Origin of the sequence: Pontibacter actiniarum (genome assembly GCF_003585765.1) — a bacterium.
GTDB classification, from domain to species: domain Bacteria; phylum Bacteroidota; class Bacteroidia; order Cytophagales; family Hymenobacteraceae; genus Pontibacter; species Pontibacter actiniarum.
Genome location: NZ_CP021235.1, coordinates 4,194,455 through 4,212,461, shown reverse-complemented (window position 1 = coordinate 4,212,461; position 18,007 = coordinate 4,194,455). Strand labels below are relative to the sequence as shown.

At 54.5% G+C, this 18,007-nt stretch carries 15 protein-coding genes; 7 read left to right on the top strand and 8 right to left on the bottom strand.

Going from position 1 to position 18,007, the window contains the following annotated elements; genetic code table 11:
• Window positions 1-101 precede the first annotated feature (101 nt).
• The 3 genes from CA264_RS18160 to uvrA all read left to right on the top strand — a co-directional run bounded on the left by CA264_RS18160 (window position 102) and on the right by uvrA (window position 3,982).
• Window positions 102-470: a YidH family protein gene (locus CA264_RS18160; RefSeq protein ID WP_071784630.1), complete on the top strand. Its 369-nt coding sequence runs from the start codon at window positions 102-104 to the stop codon at window positions 468-470.
• 89 nt (window positions 471-559) lie between these two features.
• Window positions 560-943, top strand: a complete 384-nt coding sequence (locus tag CA264_RS18155; protein ID WP_025608818.1) for a YidH family protein — start codon at window positions 560-562, stop codon at window positions 941-943.
• A 123-nt stretch (window positions 944-1,066) separates the two neighbouring features.
• Window positions 1,067-3,982 carry an excinuclease ABC subunit UvrA gene (uvrA, locus tag CA264_RS18150; RefSeq protein WP_036777257.1) on the top strand — a complete coding sequence of 972 codons (2,916 nt, stop codon included), beginning with the start codon at window positions 1,067-1,069 and terminating at the stop codon, window positions 3,980-3,982.
• 60 nt (window positions 3,983-4,042) lie between these two features.
• Here the strand turns inward: uvrA and CA264_RS18145 are convergent, their stop codons facing one another.
• The 6 genes from CA264_RS18145 to rpoN form a co-directional block, all read right to left on the bottom strand.
• Window positions 4,043-4,618, bottom strand: a complete 576-nt coding sequence (locus tag CA264_RS18145) for a DUF4142 domain-containing protein (RefSeq protein ID WP_025608816.1) — start codon at window positions 4,616-4,618, stop codon at window positions 4,043-4,045.
• Window positions 4,619-4,706: 88 nt separating this feature from the next.
• Window positions 4,707-5,288: a DUF4142 domain-containing protein gene (locus CA264_RS18140; protein WP_025608815.1), complete on the bottom strand. Its 582-nt coding sequence runs from the start codon at window positions 5,286-5,288 to the stop codon at window positions 4,707-4,709.
• Window positions 5,289-5,673: 385 nt separating this feature from the next.
• Window positions 5,674-6,456: an enoyl-CoA hydratase-related protein gene (locus CA264_RS18135; RefSeq protein ID WP_025608814.1), complete on the bottom strand. Its 783-nt coding sequence runs from the start codon at window positions 6,454-6,456 to the stop codon at window positions 5,674-5,676.
• A gap of 149 nt (window positions 6,457-6,605) precedes the next feature.
• Entirely contained in the window at window positions 6,606-7,229 is a 624-nt protein-coding gene (locus tag CA264_RS18130; RefSeq protein WP_025608813.1) for a hypothetical protein, read from the bottom strand.
• A gap of 113 nt (window positions 7,230-7,342) precedes the next feature.
• On the bottom strand, window positions 7,343-8,347 hold the full coding sequence (gene yiaK, locus CA264_RS18125) for a 3-dehydro-L-gulonate 2-dehydrogenase (protein WP_025608812.1): 1,005 nt from the start codon (window positions 8,345-8,347) through the stop codon (window positions 7,343-7,345).
• A 688-nt stretch (window positions 8,348-9,035) separates the two neighbouring features.
• The gene (rpoN, locus tag CA264_RS18120; RefSeq protein ID WP_025608811.1) at window positions 9,036-10,478 is read right to left on the bottom strand and encodes an RNA polymerase factor sigma-54; all 1,443 of its coding nucleotides are present in this window, start codon (window positions 10,476-10,478) and stop codon (window positions 9,036-9,038) included.
• Window positions 10,479-10,792: 314 nt separating this feature from the next.
• Here rpoN and asnS point away from each other — a divergent pair, with 314 nt between their 5' ends.
• The 4 genes from asnS (at window position 10,793) to CA264_RS18100 (ending at window position 15,470) form a co-directional block, all read left to right on the top strand.
• Complete coding sequence (asnS, locus tag CA264_RS18115) at window positions 10,793-12,232, top strand: asparagine--tRNA ligase (RefSeq protein WP_036777255.1); 1,440 nt, start codon at window positions 10,793-10,795, stop codon at window positions 12,230-12,232.
• 112 nt (window positions 12,233-12,344) lie between these two features.
• Window positions 12,345-12,923, top strand: coding sequence for a porin family protein (locus CA264_RS18110; RefSeq protein WP_025608809.1), 579 nt, complete (start codon window positions 12,345-12,347; stop codon window positions 12,921-12,923).
• A gap of 82 nt (window positions 12,924-13,005) precedes the next feature.
• Complete coding sequence (locus tag CA264_RS18105) at window positions 13,006-13,689, top strand: tetratricopeptide repeat protein (protein ID WP_025608808.1); 684 nt, start codon at window positions 13,006-13,008, stop codon at window positions 13,687-13,689.
• 215 nt (window positions 13,690-13,904) lie between these two features.
• Window positions 13,905-15,470 carry a hypothetical protein gene (locus CA264_RS18100; protein ID WP_051364514.1) on the top strand — a complete coding sequence of 522 codons (1,566 nt, stop codon included), beginning with the start codon at window positions 13,905-13,907 and terminating at the stop codon, window positions 15,468-15,470.
• Between the two features lie 75 nt (window positions 15,471-15,545).
• Here the strand turns inward: CA264_RS18100 and CA264_RS18095 are convergent, their stop codons facing one another.
• Window positions 15,546-16,049: a DUF4168 domain-containing protein gene (locus CA264_RS18095; RefSeq protein WP_025608806.1), complete on the bottom strand. Its 504-nt coding sequence runs from the start codon at window positions 16,047-16,049 to the stop codon at window positions 15,546-15,548.
• A gap of 569 nt (window positions 16,050-16,618) precedes the next feature.
• Window positions 16,619-17,986, bottom strand: coding sequence for an FAD-dependent oxidoreductase (locus tag CA264_RS18090; protein WP_025608805.1), 1,368 nt, complete (start codon window positions 17,984-17,986; stop codon window positions 16,619-16,621).
• Window positions 17,987-18,007: the final 21 nt, after the last annotated feature.

The following is an 18,007-nucleotide window of genomic DNA, read 5'->3' as shown; positions in this document are numbered from 1 at the left end:
AAGCCCGCTGCCCAGGTAGCGGGCTTTTTGCTTTTAAGGGGATGAAGCCGCACCTACCTTCCCGTACCCTTATCGTATACGCCTTTATGAGTATCCGAAAAATGCTTAACAGAAAAGCGAAAGCAGAGATAAAGAAGGACCTGAAGGTACAGGAAAAGCTGAATGTTGAGGTTAAAGACAGCCTGGCGATGGAGCGCACGAAGCTGGCTAACGAACGCACCCTGCTTGCCTACAGCCGCACGGCGATGGCCCTGGTGCTGGCCGGTCTCACCTTTATGAAACTGTTCGAGGACATGCTCTACCAAAGCATCGGCTTCGTTTTTATACTTGCCGGGCTTGTGATGGCGGTGTTCGGCTACCGCAGGTTCTGCAAAAAGAAGGAGAGCATCACCCGCTACGCCCACGCCTACACGCCTACCAGCCCGGTGCACGCGGAGGTAACCGCACAGGAAAAAGCAGAGGCGACCTAGCCGCCCCCCTGCAGCGGCGAAAACCGTTAGGCGCAGGAAGTGCCGCCAAGCACTGCTTCTGCCCGACAGAATGACCTGATGACACGCCTATGCCAAACGCTGACAAAGAAAAGATCAAAAAGCTTAAGAAGAAGCTTAAGCTACAGGAGCAAAAGAACAGGGAGATAAGGGATGAAATGGCCACCCAGCGCACCATCTTCGCCAACGAGCGCACCCTGATGGCATACTTGCGTACTGCCATGGCGATAGTAGCCGGAGGTTTTGCGGCCATCAAGTTCTCTAACGACCTATACCTGGAGATAGCGGGTGTTGTGTTGCTGCTAACCGGGCTTGTGCTGGCACTGTACGCTTTTTACAGGTACAGGCAAAAGCAGAAGGCCATCGAAGGGCAGCGCCAGCACTACGCCCCTACCAGCCACCACCACGCCAGCCTCCACCAAAACAGGTACAGGGGCTCCGACCTGCAGGATTAACCGATAGGCATTCCGCACAGGCTAAACCTATTCCCCCTGATTTCTGTTAAGAATGGTTAGGGTTTTGCAGCAGCAGAAGCCTAAGATTGTGTAACTTTGCTATTTAAGAACAACCCATTTCGAATGGCTTTAAACCAGGAGCAACCAACCACTACCACCGGCACCGATACTTCTGCCGTTATGCCCGGCTCAAACGGCGATGCACAGCAGATTGAAGTATACGGCGCCCGCGAACATAACCTTAAGAACATCTCTATCAAGCTGCCGCGCTACAAGCTGGTCGTTTTTACCGGCATCAGTGGCTCCGGCAAGTCCTCGCTGGCTTTCGATACGATCTACGCCGAGGGGCAGCGCCGCTACATGGAGACTTTCTCGGCCTACGCCCGCTCCTTTATGGGTGGCCTGGAGCGCCCCAACGTCGACAAGATCGAGGGGCTGTCGCCGGTCATCTCCATTGAGCAGAAAACCACCAGCCGCAACCCCCGCTCTACCGTAGGCACCATCACCGAAATCTACGACTTTATGCGCCTGCTGTGGGCCCGCACCGCCGAGGCCTATAGCTATGTAACCGGTGAGAAGATGGTGCGCCAGAGCGATGACCAGATCGTTAACCACATCCTCGAGAACTTCGACGGCAAGCGCATTGTGGTGCTGGCCCCGGTGGTAAAGGGCCGTAAGGGCCACTACCGTGAGCTGTTCCAGCAGATCCGCAAGATGGGCTTTATCCGGGCCCGCGTGGACGGCGAACTGGTGGAGATCGCCCCGAAGATGCAGGTGGACCGCTACAAGATCCACGACATAGAGATCGTGATCGACAAGATCGTGGTGAAGGAGGAGGACCGCTTCCGCCTCTCCGGCTCTATCCAGAATGCGCTCACGCACGGCAAGGGCACGGCGCTGATCCTGGATGCGGACGCCGACAAGACACACTTCTTTTCGCGCCACCTCATGGACCCCGCCACCGGTATCGCCTACGACGATCCGGCCCCGAACTCCTTCTCCTTTAACTCCCCTTACGGCGCCTGCCCGGTGTGTAACGGCCTGGGAGAGATACAGGAGATCACGGAGGAAACCGTTATTCCGGACAAAGAGCTAAGCATACGCCGCGGGGGTATTGCCCCGCTGGGCGAGTACCGCGACATCTGGATATTTAAGCAGATCGAGGCGCTGTTTAAGCACTTTAAGGCCTCGGTGGCCACCCCGATAAAAGACCTGCCGGAGGACCTGCTGCAGGTACTGCTCTATGGCCTGGAGGAAGACCTGGAGGTAAAAACCAAAAAGGGCAACTATGTGGTGGAGTTTGAGGGCATTATCAACTTCCTGAAAAACCAGATGGAGTCCGACTCCGACAGCATCCGCTCCTGGGTAGAGGACTTTACCCAAACCACCACCTGCCCCGAGTGTAACGGCTATCGCCTGAAAAAGGAGTCGCTGCACTTCAAGATCGCGGATAAGAACATCGGGGAGCTGTCTGTGCTGGACATTACCAAGCTGGCCGCCTGGTTTGAGGCGCTGGAAGACAGGATGAGCGAGCGCCAGAATGTAATCGCCAAAGAGCTGCTGAAGGAAATCCGCAAGCGCATTGGCTTTTTGCTGGATGTGGGCCTGGACTACCTGAGCCTGCACCGCCCTGTGCGCACCCTTTCCGGCGGCGAGAGCCAGCGCATTCGCCTGGCCACGCAGATCGGCACGCAGCTGGTGGGCGTGCTCTATATTATGGATGAGCCAAGTATAGGCCTGCACCAGCGCGACAACGAGCGCCTGATTAACGCCCTGAAGGACCTCCGCGACCTGGGCAACTCCATCATTGTGGTGGAGCACGACAAGGACATGATTCTGCAGTCTGACTACGTGGTGGATATCGGACCGGGCGCAGGCATCCATGGAGGCCAGGTCGTGACGGCCGGCACCCCGGAAACCATGATGAACGCCGGCACCACCACTGCCGACTTCCTGAGCAACCGCCGTGGCATTGCCGTGCCGCGCGAAAAACGCCCGGGAACAGGCCAGACGCTCCGGCTGATCGGTGCCACAGGCCATAACCTGAAAAATGTAACGCTGGAGCTGCCGCTGGGCAAGATGATCTGCGTAACGGGCGTATCGGGCAGCGGTAAGTCCTCGCTGATACACGACACGTTGTACCCAATCCTGAACACGCACTTCTTCCGGGCCAAGCGGGAGCCGCTGCCTTACAAAAGCATAGAAGGGCTGGAGCATATCGACAAGGTAATAGAGGTAGACCAGTCGCCGATTGGCCGCACGCCGCGCTCCAACCCGGCCACCTATACGGGCGTCTTCACCGACATCCGCAGCCTTTTTGCGCAGCTGCCGGAGGCCAAGATCAGGGGCTACACCCCGGGCCGCTTCTCGTTTAACGTGAAGGGCGGGCGCTGCGAAGCCTGCGAAGGCGCGGGTATGCGCACGATAGAGATGAACTTTCTGCCGGATGTGTATGTGCCGTGCGAGGTATGCAAAGGCAAGCGCTACAACCGCGAAACGCTGGAGGTGCGCTTCAAAGGCAAGAGCATAACCGATGTGCTGGAGATGACTGTGGAGCAGGCGGTGGAGTTTTTCGAGAGCCAGCCACGCATCCTGCGCAAGATCCAAACGCTGAACGAGGTGGGTTTAGGCTACATCACCCTGGGCCAGCAAGCTACCACCCTCTCCGGTGGCGAGGCACAGCGTGTGAAGCTGGCAACGGAGCTATCGAAGAAAGACACCGGGCAAACGCTCTACATCCTGGATGAGCCAACCACGGGCCTGCACTTTCAGGACATTGAGCACCTGACGGAGGTTTTACACAAACTTACCAACAAGGGCAATACCGTACTTATCATCGAGCACAACCTCGACCTGATTAAGGTGGCGGACTATGTCATTGATATTGGCCCTGAGGGCGGCGAGGGCGGCGGCACGATTGTGGCGGCAGGCACTCCAGAAGAGGTCGTGGCGGCGGGAAAAGGCTATACTTCCCGCTTCCTGGAGGAGGAGCTGAAGACCAGCCACTATACCGAAGGCCCATCAGCCCCGCAAGACTAGCGCCCTCTAAAAAGCTGAACCATAAAAAAGCCCCCGCTACCTTCGTAGCGGGGGCTTTTTTTAAATATTGTCGATGGAGTCCTGCAGTTCATCTAAAATCTCCTGATGCCGCCTTAGCAGCGGCAACTGCTTGCTTGCATACTGCTTCAGGCCCATCACCTGCCCGTGCTCGGCCATATCCTCGTAACGGTCTACCAGTTGCTTGTTTAGCGCCACAATCTGGTTGAGGTAAGCCAGGTCAAACGTTATACCGGACTTCTCTGTTACCTGCTCATACATTTCGTGGTGGGCGTTCCCCAGGGTGGTAGGCAGAACAAAGTTGCTTTGCGTCGCTACCTCGCGCAGGTCGTTTAGCATGTTTTGGTGCGCCTGCACCATCTCCTGCGCCAGCTCTTTCACCTCCGGGCTGACAGCCATGCCGGTGGCCGCCTCTCCCAGCTGCACCTCTAGCAGGCTGGCACTGGCCGCCTCAGCGGCATAAAGGGCGTCGTTTCTCATATCCTCCTGCACACCAGCCGCCTCAAACTGCTGTACGCTTTGCTCGGCGGCCTGCTCAATGCTGTCGTCGGAGCTGCAGGCGGTAACGGTGCATAGCCATACGAGGGCGGCAAGGCAATTCAGTATCGTTCTTTTCATGGGTAATGGTCTTGGCTTAAAACATAAAGCATCTGCAAGATAAGACTTACAGATGCTTTATTATAGTTAATTAAACCGACTTTGGTTACTATTTGTTGTTATTCACGTTGTTTTGGATCTGCTTTGCGCGGTCCAGGTGCTGGCGCAGCGTTGGCAGCGTAGCATCTGCGAAGCTCTTCACCTCCTGGTCTTCTATGTTGTTCGCGGCATCCTCAAACAGGCTGACCGTGTTCTCGTGGGAACTCACCATCAGGTCCATATACGCCTGGTCGAACTCGTTGCCTGTTTTGTCGCGCAGGTTCTGCAGCTTGTCCATGTGCTCCTGGCTCATGCTATCCGGCAGCACGATGTTTTTCTGTTGCGCCAGTTGCTTCATTTGCTCTGAGGCTTTCTGGTGCTCCGTCACCATCATCTGGCCGAAGTCTTTTACCTCCTGCATCTGCCCCTTTTCCTGAGCCAGCTGCCCCGACTGGATTTCCAGCATGTTGCTGCTGGCAGCCTTCGTCATGAAGTCAGAGATGTTAGTCATCTGGTCTTCCATAGCTGTGTCTTCAACCTGCTGCTCGTTTGTCTGCTGTGCTTCTTCTACAGCGCCTTGCTCCTGGTTACAAGATGCCATACCAAATAGGAAAGCACTCAGTATCAAACCTGTTGATGCGATCTTTTTCATAATTTTATACTATCTGATTCTTGTTTCATTTTTAACAGAGTGGGTATACGCCTTCGTTGCCACAGAGTTCTACAATTGCCGGCAGGCTCTGCCTGACACTGCTTTTCTCTCCGCCTTTAAGCAGAAGCAGCAAAAAAAATGCGCCAGCCTCTGCTTAGAAGCTGGCGCATTTAGTGAACGATGGACCAAACCTACGCCAGGTGCACTCATTTCTCCACCCTTGTGCTGTGTAGGCATGAGTGCTTTGAGCGGCATGGCACAACACACCTTTACTTATGAAGTACGGGCGTAGCCCAGCAAAGTACACGAAGTAAAGAAGCCAGGCAATACTGCCTGGCTCTCCTGTTATACGTTTTATACGTTTCGCGCTATCCCCGCACCTTACTCAGGCACCTTTAAACTGTGGCCGGCGCTTTTCATTAAAGGCGGTTACGCCCTCTTTGTAGTCTTCGGAGTTACCGGCTATCTTCTGGCAGTGCGCCTCATAGTCCAGCATTTCATCCAGGGTGGAGCTGAAGGATTTGTTCAGCATCTTCTTCATCAGGCCAATGGCTTTGGTTGGGCCAGAGGCATAGCGGGCGGCAAGTTCGGCCACGGCAGCATCCAACTCTTCCGGCGCCACCACCTTGTTTACCATGCCCAGCTGCAGCGCTTCCTCTGCCGATACTTTGGAGCCCAGGGTGCTCAGCTCAAACGCCTTTAGCGAGCCCACGGCACGCGGCAGGAAGAACGAGGAGCCCGAGTCCAGCACCAGGCCTACGTTTACAAACACCTCAATCATACTTGCCGCCGTGGAGGCCACCACCAGGTCACAGGCCAGGGCAAGGGAGCAGCCGGCACCGGCCGCCACGCCATTTAGCTTGCCAATAATAGGCTTTGGCAGGTTGCGCATCGCTCTAATGATGGGGTTGTAGCGCTTCTCCAGCGACTCAGACAGGTCTCGCTTGCTGGCACCGGCGATTGCCTTCAAGTCCTGCCCTGAGCAAAAGGCCTTGCCGGCCCCCGTCAGCACGACCACACGCACCTTCTCGTCGCGGCTTACCTGTTTCAGGGCATCCTGCAGGTCATAGCTTTGCTGGTCGTTGAAGGCGTTGAAAACATCGGGGCGGTTCAGGGTGATGGTGGCTACCCCTTCCTGCACATCATATAAAAGACACTCGTAGTTCATGTGTATAATGATTTCGTTGTTTTATCAAAGATAAGAAATACGGCCTGATCTGCAAGGTAAGCCAACCCTCCTGCCGCAGCACCTCGGAGCCTTCCTTCAGCAACGCAGGCTATCACAGACAAGCGGTTTGTACTTGCCCGGATGCCTCTTTAGTACAGCGCCACCGTTGCCGCGGAGAGCGCCAGCAGAAACCCGCTGCCGAAGCCGGCATACACCTGCGCCGGCGTGTGCGCCTGAAGCGCCAGCCTCGCCGACAGCACCGCCCCTGTCAGGAAAATGGCAATGGCAATCGGGAAGACGAGCATTGCCTCCGGCGCCAGGTTGTTTAGCACCAGCAGCAGGCCAAGGCCGCCGCCCATGCCCACACTGTGCGCACTTATCTTCCAGAACTGCGAAATGGCGAAGGTCAGAAAAACAGAGGCGGCAATAATGCCCATCACAAAGTAGAAAATGGCATCGTAAGCGGACTCGCGGTAGAGCAGAAAGGTGGTGGCGGCGTAGCAAATAGCGGTGAACAGCAACGGCAGGGCCCGCTGCTCGCGCCGCCTCATCTCAACGGAGTCGAGCTGCCCGAAGCGCACCATTACCACGGCTGCGGCCCCAGGTATAAGGCACGTGGTGAAGAAGATCATGGCCAGCACGACCCAGCGCACCTGCAGGGGCAGCGTGAGCATGGACGACGGCATGTAATAAAGTATAACTGCGAAGAGGTACGTGGGTAGCAACAGCGGGTGAAACAGTACTGACAGCACCTGCGCAAGCGAACGGTTCACTATTTGAGTTCTGAGTTATAGATTAGAAATTATGAATGGGCACTAAGGTAAAGTAAAGCATTAACATAACGCTATACCCGCTGCTACTGCTTTATGTTTTGCTGCGGACTGCGCTACAACAGGTCCTGTACCTTCTGCCACATTTCCTGGCTTACCGGAATGCCTTCTTTCTCGTTTTCCCGGCGGGTGTTAAGCGTGCCCTCCCCGGGGTAACGGATGTCGCCCTTTCCTTCGGCTGGCCGGCTGCTTTTGGTATAGTCCACGATGCTGTTAAGTATGGCTTCCTCTACGTTCTCAGCATCCAGGCACAGGAAAAACTGCGATACGCCTGCTTCGTTGCCACTCTTGGTAACCTCTGCCACGTTACGCCCACCGCTAAGGGACGCCACCAGCACATCCAGCATAAAAGATAAGCCTGAGCCTTTCCAGAAACCAATGGGCAGCGGCCTTTCTGACTCTCTTATCTTGCCGGGGTCTTTGGTGCTGTTGCCCTCTTTATCAAAGCCCCCGTCTACCGGCAGCTGCTCTCCTTTGAGTTCATACTCCTGCATTTTGCCGTACGAGAACTGCGAGATAGCCATGTCCAGCACCAGGTGGCCTTCTTTTCGGGGTACAGCTATTACCAGCGGGTTGTTGCCCAGCCGCGGATCTTTGCCGCCAAAGGGAGGCATGTTGGCAATGGAGTTTGTGGCGCAGATACAGATACAGCCGGCATCAGCAGCTTGCCAGCCATACGTGCCCCCACGCATCCAGTGGTTCGTGTTACGCACCGCTACGCAGCCCATGCCGTTTTTCTTTGCCAGCTCTATCGCTCGCGCAGTTGCTTTTATGGCAACGTACACGCCGGGAGCCATATTTCCATCCCACTGCTCCACTACCCCATGCTGGTTTATTTGCTCAGGTTCGGCGTCTGTACTTATAATACCGTCCTTCACCATCTGCACAAACACCGGAAAACGGTTCAGGCCATGGGAGTACACTCCGTCCCGGCTGTTTTCCGCAAACACCTGGGCACAAAGCGCAGCTTTTTCCTCGCTAAAGCCGTTTTTCAGCAGCACCTTTTTAAACTGTGCCCTTAGTTCTTCAAAAGATACCCTTGCTTGTTTTTCCTGTTCCATACAGGCCGGTGTACGTAGGCAGCTATGGCTCAGGTTAGAAAGAAGGACCTTGGCTGGTAAAAGAAGTCGGCTCTAGTCCCTAAAACAGGAGTGGGAAACTGGTTGGAGATCTGTCTGCAGAAGCTATCTGAACTGTTCCCAGTCCTTGGGTTGAGTGCCTCGAGAGTGATGCGGTGCCCGTAAGGGTAGCCCGCAGCGGAGCGAGGGCAGCTTCAATTGCACAGCGCGATGCGGGAAGACGAGGCCCCGCTCACATAGGGCCCCTACCCCAGCCGTGAGCGCTCCAGAGCCAAAGGTGAAACAATAGGTGAGTGGGAGCTGGAGGATGAACGGGAGCTGGAAAAGAATAGCTTGGTTGAGGTTATAGAAAGCAGAGGCTATGGAAGTATAAGCAGGGGTAGCCTAAGGCACAAGCGGACGCTTGCGCCAGGGAAGTAAAAGACTCAACTTTTGGTAAATAGCAGGTGTAAGTGTGGCTTTGCAAGCCAGTCGAGTTGCAAACTCGATACTATAGTAAGTCACAAGTCTGAAGACTTGCGCCAGTAACAGTAACAGTAACAGTAACAGTAATTAGCTGGGGCACAGGCGGACGCTTGCGCCAGGTGCGGGGCCAGCGGAGGGAATGTAGTCATTCCTCTCTCCTGCCGAATCCATCATTTATAATTCAGCATTCATCATTAACTGAAAGCTACAGCTCTTTGCGCAGGCGGGCTACCGGGATGTTCAGCTGCTCTCTATACTTGGCAACGGTGCGGCGGGCAATGTTATAGCCTTTCTCGTTCAGGAGCTTCTCTATCTTTTCATCGGAGAGTGGTTTGCGCTTGCTCTCGTTGTCGATGATCTCCTTGAGGATGTGCTTTACTTCGCGGCTGCTGGCATCTTCGCCGGAGTCGGTGGCAATGCCTTCCGAGAAGAAGTACTTCAGCGGGTAAATCCCGAACTCCGTCTGCACGGCTTTGCTGTTGGCCACACGGCTAACGGTAGAAATGTCCATGCCAATCTCCTCGGCAATGTCCTTCAGGATCATCGGGCGCAATTCGCTTTCATCCCCCTCCAGAAAGAAGTCGTGCTGGTACTTGATGATGGCCTCCATGGTGCGCAGCAGCGTGTTCTGGCGCTGGCGGATGGCATCGATAAACCACTTGGCCGCATCCAGCTTCTGCTTCACAAAAGTCACTGTTTCCTTCAGCTTCTTGTCCTTCTTGTCCGACTTGTCATAGGCATCGAACATATCAGAATAGGAACGGCTGATGCGCAGGTCCGGCGCGTTGCGCGAGTTCAGCGACAGCTCCAGCTGCCCGTTGTTGTTGGTAAGTATAAAATCCGGAATGATGTACTGTACGCGTGTCATGCTGGCGCCAGCTCCGCCCGGTTTCGGGTTCAGGCGCACAATCAGGTCAACGGCCTTCTTTAACTCCTCCTCGCTGATGCCAAACTTGCTCTGGATTCTGGAGTAGTGCTTTTTGGTGAATTCATCGAAGGACTCCCGAATGATGCGCTCGGCAAGCACGGTGGTCTGGTCCTGCTCCCGGCGCTCCAGCTGGAGCAACAGGCACTCCGGCAGATCACGGGCCGCGATACCGGCAGGGTCAAAGCTCTGAATCAGGTGCAGCACCTGCTCTATCTCCTCCTCGGATGTTTCGATGTTCTGCGAAAAGGCGAGGTCGTTGGCAATGGAGCTCAGGTCGCGGCGGATATACCCGTCGTGGTCGATGCTGCCGATAAGCTGCATGCCTATGTTGTACTGCTTGTCGTCCAGGTTCAGGAAGCCGAGCTGGTCCATCAGGGCGTCGGTGAGGGTCGAGGTCATGGCAATCGGCATCTCCTTGTCCTCATCGTCGCCGCCACGGTCGCCCTGCATTTTGTAGCCGCTGATCTCGTCGTCGTTCAGGTAGTCGTTTAGGTCAAGGTCCTCGTCTTTGCTGTAGTCCTCGTCACTGTCGTACTCATCCGACTCGCTGTACTCTTCGGCAGGTTCCTCGCGGCCTTCCTCCAGGGCAGGGTTTATCTCCAGCTCCTCTTTAATGCGCATCTCCAACTCGGCAGTAGGTATCTGCAGCAGCTTGATAAATTGTATCTGCTGCGGCGATAGCTTCTGGGATAAAAGTTGTCTTAAATCGAGTCGCTGCATAGTTTTTAACCAAAAATCCGCGCCCTTGTGCGCACTTCCAAATTTAGGATAATTTTACTCGCATTTACAAAAAAGGTTAAATTATCGTTACTTTGAGGGATTTTCCAGAAAACGTCAGTATCAGGGCCTAAGGCACAAGACTTAGAGGGCAAACTGGCACTGCAACCAACAGCAGGAGTTGCGGCTGCAGCGGTTTTCCTTTACAAGCCGGGCAACGCTTTTGCAGCAATTAAATGGCTAGCAAAGCATTAAGAATGTACCCGTAGTCTTGTATCTTGCTACTTACGGCCTGATACTCCAAAACAACCATATACATGCAACGCACAAAAGTTAAAGATTTGCTACAGGGTGCCGAGGTGGGCAAAGAGGTCCTGCTGAAAGGCTGGGTGCGCACGAAGCGCGGCAACAAGTATGTGAACTTCATTGCCGTAAACGACGGCTCCACCATAAATAACCTGCAGGTAGTAGCCGAGGCGGAGAAGTTTCCCGAGGAGGCACTGAAAGACGTGACCACCGGTGCCGCCATTGCCGTAACCGGCGAGCTGGTAGCCTCGCAGGGCAAGGGCCAGGCCTACGAAATCCAGGCGACAAGCATAGAGGTGCTGGGCAAAGCCGACCCGGAGGCATACCCGCTGCAGAAAAAGGCGCACTCGCTCGAGTTCCTGCGCGAAATTGCGCACCTGCGCTTCCGTACCAACACGTTTGGCGCTGTGTTCCGTGTGCGTAACGCCATGGCTTTTGCGGTGCATAAATTCTTCAACGAGAAGGGCTTTGTATACATGCACACCCCGATCATCACGGCTTCCGACGCAGAGGGTGCCGGGGAGATGTTCCAGGTAACCACCCTGGACCTGAACAACCCGCCACGCACCGAAGACGGCAACATTAACTTTGAGGAGGATTTCTTCGGCCGCGCCACCAACCTGACGGTTTCCGGGCAGATGGAGGGCGAAGTGGCTGCCATGGCCTTCAGCGATATCTATACGTTCGGCCCGACGTTCCGTGCCGAAAACTCCAACACGACGCGCCACCTGGCAGAGTTCTGGATGATTGAGCCGGAGATGGCTTTCTACGACCTGAAAATGAACGCTGACTTGGCGGAGGAGTTTATCAAGTACGTTATCCGCTACGCCCTGGAGAACAACCGCGAGGACATTGAGTTCCTGGCGCAGCGCCAGGCGGAAGAGGATAAGAGCAAGCCGCAGAACGAGCGCCAGGAAATGACGCTGATCGAGAAGCTGGAAATGGTGGTGAACAACGACTTTGAGCGCATTACTTATACCGAGGCGATTGACATTCTCCTGAACTCGAACCATTACAAGAAAAAGAAATTCCAGTACGACGTTAGCTGGGGCATTGACCTGCAAAGCGAACACGAGCGCTACCTGGTAGAGAAGCACTTTAAAAAGCCGGTCATCGTAACGGATTATCCTAAGGATATCAAGGCTTTCTACATGCGCCTGAACGACGATGGCAAAACCGTGGCAGCCATGGACATACTTGCCCCGGGCATCGGGGAGATCGTAGGCGGTTCGCAGCGCGAGGAGCGCATGGACGTGCTGGTGGAGCGCATGAAATCTGTGGGCATTAACCCGGATGACATGTGGTGGTTCCTGGATACCCGCCGCTTCGGTGGCTGCCCGCACGCAGGCTTCGGGCTTGGCTTTGAGCGCGTGGTGCAGTTCGTAACAGGTATGGGCAACATCCGCGACGTGATCCCTTTCCCGAGAACACCGCAGAACGCAGAGTTTTAAGCAAGATCATACTTACAGGAGAGCCCGGCTATACGTTAGCCGGGCTTTTTTTGTGGAGAACAGTTGGCAGAAATTCCGTACCTTTTCTTTTAGCCTCTAATACAGATAAAATATGAAGAAATTTTACACTGCTTTTCTCCTGCTTCTGTTCCTGGCGGGCAAAGGTTTTTCTCAGAGCTCCGGTGCGGCCCCGGCTCAAGCCAAGTACTTCGGGGTGAAAGCAGGGGCCAACCTCAGCAACTTCACCGGCGACGCAGAAGGCACCTCTACACAGGCCGGCTTCCACGGGGGCCTCTACGCCCTTTACATGGAGTCGCAGCATTTCGGTATCCAGCCTGAAGTCTACTATTCTGCCCAGGGCGCAGCGATTGAAAACGGGCACCTGCGCCTGCACTATGTAACAGTACCCATTATGTTGAAGGTTTTCCCCGCACCGGCTTTCAGTGTGCAGGCAGGGCCGTATGCCGCGCTTTTGCTTTCCAGCAAGGTAGAGACAGATAGTTACCCGGCGCAGTACAATGGCAATGGGCAAGACTTTGGGCTGGCCTACGGGCTGTCCTTTGGCAACGAGAGCAAGTTCACCGTCAGTGCCCGCCACCAGATCGGGTTGTTTAACCTGAACGACGAGGAAGGAAAAATCAAGAACCAGGTGTTTCAGGTTTCCTTAGGCCTTTGCATCAGCCGCAAATAAGGGCAAGGCCGCCTGGTTAAATTACAGGAGCGCGGAGGGCGCTTCGCAGTAGCTGTTAGTTAATTGTAATAAGAACGACAAAATGATAAGAGCCTTGCTCACAGCCATAGCTGTAGTTGCTATTTCCTCACAGCTATTTGCCCAGGAGAAAAACCAAGTTGAAGCAACCTACGCTTATGCACTCCAGCTGTATGAACAGCAGCAAACAAAAGCAACAGCCTCTGAATTTGAGAAGGTAATAGCACTGAATCCGAGACATAAGGACGCCATGTATAACCTGGCGGTAATTAACTTTGACCTCGGCAATAAAGACAAAGCAATTGAACTTCTACAAGCCTGCGTAAGAATGCGTGACAGAGACGCTGCCAATCTGCTGAAGGAGCAGTTACAAGAGAAGATCGCCTTTGCTGACACCATGCACTTTGAAGATATGGATGTAGTGCCCAAAGTAGTGCTAAGCTCTGTTCCTGAAGATATATTAAACGGCAAAGGCTTGAACAAGACACTTGAAAAGTCAATACTCAGCGAGCTTAAGAAGTCCAAGGTGCTGCGCAAGCAGTTTAGGGCGGGCACCACCCTCCTCCCCCTGTCCTTATACTTTGGCAAGGACGGAAAGCTTGATGCAGAAATAGTGGGCCCTAAAAGGAATGCAGCTGCTCAACAAGAGATTACAGAAGCGTTCAATAGGGCAGTCCAGATTGTACCTGGCAAACATGAAGGGAAAGAAGTTGTTGTTTGGGGCTTGACTCTACCTGTTACCATGTAAAACTACTTCAATTAACACGGCACAGGCTACATCTTGTTCACAGCCTGTACTTGGCGTTAACTTATGCTATGCCATAATAACGTATTTTTACAATATAAAGCCTGACAGGCAAAGCAGCAGGAGCTACTAATTTTTCTGGCGCTTTGCCTGTATATTTTTATACTTTGGCCAAGTATTTGCACGTTGTAAAATCATATATCTCAACCTTTTATATTATGCGTAAACTACTCTTCAGCCTACTCTTTGTGGGGGCCTTTGCCACGGCGGCCAATGCCCAGAAAGAGTTCGCCAATATAGAACTGCCAATGAACCGTGCAGAGGACCTTGTATCTGTGGCAGACGATAACGGTAACGTGGCCATGTACTATTACCAGGGCGGCGACCTGAACTTTGTGCTGCTCTCTCCGAACGGGGAGAAGCTGGCGCAGCACCAGATTCCGTACCGCTACTCAAAAGACCCGCAGATTCTGGGCACGCGTGTAACACATGATGAATTCATCTTCTACAGCCGTTACACCAACGGCCGCCGCGAGTATGTGCGCCCTTTTGCCGTAAACCGCCGGACTGGGGCTTTCCGCAGCCTGCAGGACGTGCAGCTGCAGCTGGACCGCAACGTGAACTTCGTAGGCGGCTTCGGGGATGACGAGCACTTCTACATGCTCTACACCGATAAAGACAGCAACTTCCACCTTTACCGCGACTCGGACCAGCAGGTGGCGACCATGGAGCATAAACTGTTTAAAACAGACCAGCTGCCCCGCACCCGAGACCGCTACGCCCGAGAGTCTGGCATGATCTACGTGCACCCCGACCTGGAGCGCAACGTGTTTACCGGCCATCACCGCAGCAAGATTTACTCCCGCGGCGATAAGCTGCACATGATCTTCGATGCCTATGAACTGCGCGGCAAAGGCGGCGATGCTGCCACCACCGAAATCCTGACGCTGGACTGGAACACCGGCCAGACGAACTACCGCACCCTGCCGGCAGTGGAGCAGCGCAACTCGCCAAGCTTTAACTCCTTTCTCTACCAGGACAAGCTCTTTAGGGTGAACCTGGAGAAGGATAAGTTTAAACTGACAGCCTACGACTTTAACACGCTGCAGCCACTAAAGGAGTATAACTATACGGACAACGAGGAGATCGCCATCAAGTCCACGCCTGTACACCAGCGCGGCTCCGGCGGCCTGTTCTCGTCCGGAGACGAGATCATCGAAAAGCAGGACAAGGTGATGAAGAGCCTGGCCAGCGGGGTGCCCGCCATTACAGTGGACACTTACAGCGACAGCACACTGCAGCTGACCATCGGCTCCTATAAAGCGCCGCGTGAGCGAAACGGCAACCAGGACCGCAGCCGCATGGTGCGCACGCCAGACCGCTATGTGCGCACACCGCGTGGGCTTGCCCTGATCCCCGGCCGCTGGACACCGGCTTACAACATCCCAAGCTATTACCTTAACTCGCCTTACTACAGCCGTTATTTCTACGACCCGTATGGCCAGAGCGACGGCTTGCCGACAGGCCCAGGCATCAGCACCTACTTCCACAGCATGCTGGACGCCAATAGCCTGAACAAGGTAGAGCAAGAAGGCGAAGTAGACGTGCTACAGGAGCGGGTGGAGCAGTATGAGCGCAACCTGAAGCAGGAGCCTGAGTTCCAGACGGTGTACCGCTACGGCGATAAGCTGCACTACGGTTACTACGACCGTAAGGCCAGGACCTTCCGCATTGTGGAGTTTGCCCACGGCCAGGAACCCGCCCAGCAAGAGCAGCAGCAGTAAACACCGCGCCTGCAAAGTATAAAAGCCCCGCCAAAGCTATGTTTGGCGGGGCTTTCTGTTATCAAGAGGGCCGTGCTATTTCTGGTCCTGCATCATCATCTCGTTCACCCGTTGTTGCAGCGCCTCGTTCTGGCGGTAAGCAATCATAATCTGCTCATACTTATCGAGCGACATGCCGTCTTTCTGAATAGCCGCCTCCACATTTTTCTGCATCTCCGGCTGCATTTCTATCATGCGCTGGGCCGCTTTGTTAAAAGCCGCTTTTTCCTCGGTGGTGGCCTCTACCTGGTCCAGCTGCTGCTGCTGGTGTGCCTGTGCCATTTCGTTGAACTTGTCGATGCTCAGGTTTTCTTCCTGCAGGATGCCCATCATCTTCTTTTCGCCCTCCTGCTGAACAGCCATCAGGCGTGCACTGGCATCTGCAAACTGCTGCAGCTCCGCATCTGTGAAGTTCTGCTGCGTTTGCCCTTGCTGGGCGGGCGGAGTGGTTTGCTGTGCCATTGCTGCGCCTCCAAACGCAGAAGTACCCAGTAGTAGTACGGCTACAGCAGTAGCTTTCAATTTATTCTTAAGATTCATAAAGTTCAGGATTTAAAAATTACGAGGTGGATAAACTGACTTATAAAAGCTCTCTGTCTCGCTCTTACACTCTTGGATATACCAGATTTAGTTTAAAATAGTTGTGTAGCGGCATCTCCTGGCGAGGTGGGGGAGCTATCCTCTTCGCCAGGAGATGCCGCTTTGGAATGCATCAGGTTCTTAAGCTTAATAAGCTGTGCAACTTTAAGCGAAGCCTATGAGGCACAGGTGTACACAGGCATATACCGCCCTTGGGCCATGCCACTACTGAAGGGAGGAAAAGCTGCAGAAGCCTTTTTGTGGTAAGAATAAAGAGACTCCAGTCGAAGGCGTAGGCTCCTCTTTAGCTTTGAAAAGGGTGCTTTCCTTAAGTGCAGCACTGATAAAGGCCTTGCCATTCTTCCGCGTGAGCCGGGGATACCTCGATAGGCTGAAAGCAACAAATACACCGCCTGGTTGAACAGTGGCTAAAGCTGGAGCTACGGTAAGCGGCAAAGGAAGGTGTGGTGGTAAGCCACAGAGAAGGGCTGGCACTTAGCGCTTGGCTCGGTTGCTGGCCAGGCCTGATACTAGCTCAGCTTTTCCTTCTTGAGCAGCTCCCGCTCTATCAGTTGCTGTACCTCCGGTTTGTTGTAGTCGTCTACGCTCTTGATGTGCTTCATTACCTGCTTCATGATCCTGTCCTGCACCTTGCCGGTTTCCAGGGCGTAGGAGTACGGTAGCTCCGAGAAGGTAACCATGGTATAAAGCGTTAGCCACTTGCCCGGGTACTGCTCTGAAATCCTGGCCTCGATCTTTTTGCGGAGCAGGAAGCGCGGGTCGGCTACTTTGTCGCGCATCTCGATGAAGTTCATCACGGCCAGGTCGGCAATGGCGTCGGCGTTGGGCTTGCGGGTGCGCTCAAAGCGATGGAACAGCTCCTCCCAGTCCTCCCCGTCAAATGTGTCCAGCATCTGGTCCAGCACGGTTATATCTTCGAAACCAGCGTTCATGCCCTGTCCATAAAACGGCACCACGGCATGGCAGGCGTCGCCAATCAGCAAAGATTTCCCCTTATGGCTCCATGGGAAGCACTTAATCGTCACCAGTGAGCCGACAGGGTGTGAGAAGTACTCCTGGGCCAGATCCGGCATCAGCGGCACCGCATCCGGGAACACCTCCCGGAAAAAGGCCAGTAAATCTTCCTCACTTTTGATGGAGGCAAATGAACGCTCGCCTTCGTAAGGAAAAAACAACGTACAGGTAAAGCTCCCGTCGAAGTTCGGCAGGGCGATCATCATGTAGTTGCCGCGCGGCCAGATGTGCAACGCGTTCTTTTCGATCACCCAACCGCCGTCGGCCGTGGCAGGTATGGTCAGTTCTTTGTAGCCGTACTCCAGGTAGCTCTGCTGGTAGTCGTACCGCTCCGTTTTCTGCATCGCCCCGCGCACGACCGAGAAAGCCCCGTCTGCCCCAAAAAGCAAGTCGGGCTGCACCGTTTCCACGCTGCCAGTTTCTATGTTGCGCAACTGCACCTCGTTGCTGTGCAGGTTCACGTCCATGGCCTGCCGGCCGAAGTGGTACGTAATGTCGGGGTTTGGCTCCGAGAGGTTCATCAGGGCCATGTTCAGCCCTCCCCGGGATACGGAGTATATCGCCTGCCCCTCCTTGCCATACGGCTGGTAGGTCAGGTTGCCCTGCTCGTCGTGCATCATGCGGCCGTACATGGGTATTGCCACCTTGCGCACATCCTCTTCTATACCGATGCCTTTGAGCGCGCGCCAGCCACGGTCGCTGAGGGCCAGGTTTATCGAACGGCCGCCATCCACAGACGTTTTACGCAGGTCGGGGCGCCGCTCGTACAGGTCTACCTTGTGGCCGCGCTTGGCCAGGTACAAAGACAGCAGCGAGCCAACCAAACCAGCTCCCATGATGGCGATGTTCTTTCTCTCGGTCATAGTTTATCAGGCAGAGCCTCT